The 1,700-nt window shown below is 45.6% G+C and carries 3 protein-coding genes; 1 reads left to right on the forward strand and 2 read right to left on the reverse strand.

Annotated features, from left to right (window positions below; translation table 11 throughout):
• Positions 1-24: 24 nt before the first annotated feature.
• Positions 25-156 carry a hypothetical protein gene (locus C7B65_RS29430; RefSeq protein ID WP_280523202.1) on the reverse strand — a complete coding sequence of 44 codons (132 nt, stop codon included), beginning with the start codon at positions 154-156 and terminating at the stop codon, positions 25-27.
• Positions 157-181: 25 nt separating this feature from the next.
• Between C7B65_RS29430 and C7B65_RS26840 the strand changes: the two genes are divergently transcribed.
• Positions 182-340, forward strand: coding sequence for a helix-turn-helix domain-containing protein (locus tag C7B65_RS26840; RefSeq protein WP_244913305.1), 159 nt, complete (start codon positions 182-184; stop codon positions 338-340).
• A 160-nt stretch (positions 341-500) separates the two neighbouring features.
• Here the strand turns inward: C7B65_RS26840 and C7B65_RS26845 are convergent, their stop codons facing one another.
• The gene (locus tag C7B65_RS26845) at positions 501-1,637 is read right to left on the reverse strand and encodes a GUN4 domain-containing protein (RefSeq protein WP_073075363.1); all 1,137 of its coding nucleotides are present in this window, start codon (positions 1,635-1,637) and stop codon (positions 501-503) included.
• Positions 1,638-1,700 lie beyond the last annotated feature (63 nt).

Genomic DNA, 1,700 nt, shown 5'->3' on the forward strand with positions numbered 1-1,700 from the left:
TGAAATGTTTCTACGCCCTTTCTTTCAGACTTTGAGCTTTTTGGCAACCCCTTGTTGAGACTGGTGCAAGATCTGAGCTAAAGTCGATCTGACCCTCACACCGGGACAATTGAGGGAGGCGATCGCAGCGGTTGCCCGTGGCGAGAGTTGGGGCATTGACGCGAGTTAGAAATGATGACTGTTGGCGGGGGGATTGCGCGATCGGGATATTGCCAATCATCTGGTGATTAGCGAAAGCACAGTTAAATTTCACATGAACAATGTTCTTGCCAAATTCAAAGCGCGAACTCGTTATCAAGCGCTTCATCAGGTGGTTGTGAATAGTGTGGATTTAGGGTAGCGCCCGAATTGCATCCCGTCTAACTTCCAACGGGTGAAATATAACGGTCGCGCTCACCGGACACAGATAACCTTTAAAAATCAGCCGACCATGTTGGCAAGTCCCGGTGCAGCGCGGTTGTTATGCGGCACTTTTGCAATAGCAGTAAAGGAAGTCTCTGTTATTGATGCTGTCCAAGCTTGTCAAGCACAATCTTCCTACTGTGATAGGCTCCTGCGTGATTTGGATTTAGTCTTAGTGCCTCATCTAGTGAAAGTAATGCTTCTTCATGCCGTCCAAGATTATCTAAAATAGCACCTCTACTGTGATGAACTAAAGCAGAACTCGGATCTAATCGCAATGCCTCGTTCAGACAGAGTAATGCCTCGTCGTGCCGTTGTAGATTATCAAGTACAGCTCCTATATGACGATAAGCTTCAGCATTGTTTGGGTCGAAAGATAGTGACTGCTCCCATGAATCTAAAGCTTCTTCATGTCGTCTAAGCTGGTGAAACACTATTCCCTTGCGAAAATATCCAAAAGCAGACTTTGGGTTCCGTCTGAGTAGCGTCTCGTAAGACTGCAAGGCTTCTCCTAAACGCCCAAGGTTGTAAAGTGCAGATTCTTTGTAAAAATATGCTGACTCGGAGGTTGGATCTAGCTGCAAAGCCGTTTCAAAAGCGGTCAAGGCTTCCTCATGCCTACCAAGACTACCGAGCGCTAGCCCCCTATCTCGATGAGCATCGACGCAATTTGGATATATCTGTAGAAGTGCTTCAAAACTCTCCAATGCTTCTGCATATCGTTTAGCGTTCAGCAGAAGTGAAGCCTTACTATAGTCTGCCTCTAGCGAATTTATCGGAGTCAGTGGTTCTTGAGAAGCAATATACACCTCTAAAGTTGTTCCTCTCTGTTCATACTTCACATCAATTTGGGGTTGGGCCATATCAAGAGATTGTTCTAGCTCTGTCAATGAGCAGTTCGCAAATCTCCACGCAAGCGCAGAGTGCATCATTTCTGCACATCCTAGTATTCTCAATAAAACTCCACTTTTTGCTGAAAAAAGACTTGGGAGATGTCCTACGGGAGCAGACAAGCTGAAGTCTATTTTATCCCCAAATTTCCACCCACCTTCGTACCAACCAACAGCTTTACCTAGACGATGCTCCGCGTCGTTGTCAACTTTGCAACCGAAAGACAACCAGATATCTCTCCATATACTGATACCAAATCGATTGTTTGAATGCTGCATCCAAAGTCGATCTATCGTGGTGAGATCGTCGCAGGGAAACTTTGCAATCGAATAGGACTTACGCATTGACAGGAGAAGAAGAATGTGGTGAATCTAGAATAGTTTTGTAGTCCGCAGAAATGAGTCGTG

The sequence above is a fragment of the Phormidesmis priestleyi ULC007 genome (genome assembly GCF_003003695.1).
GTDB classification, from domain to species: domain Bacteria; phylum Cyanobacteriota; class Cyanobacteriia; order Leptolyngbyales; family Leptolyngbyaceae; genus Phormidesmis_A; species Phormidesmis_A priestleyi_A.

Bases quoted from the DNA above. Each gene is read 5' to 3' on its own strand.
- C7B65_RS29430 (WP_280523202.1), bottom strand. From the start codon at position 156: ATGCCCCAACTCTCGCCACGGGCAACCGCTGCGATCGCCTCCCTCAAT.
- C7B65_RS26845 (WP_073075363.1), bottom strand. From the start codon at position 1,637: ATGCGTAAGTCCTATTCGATTGCAAAGTTTCCCTGCGACGATCTCACC.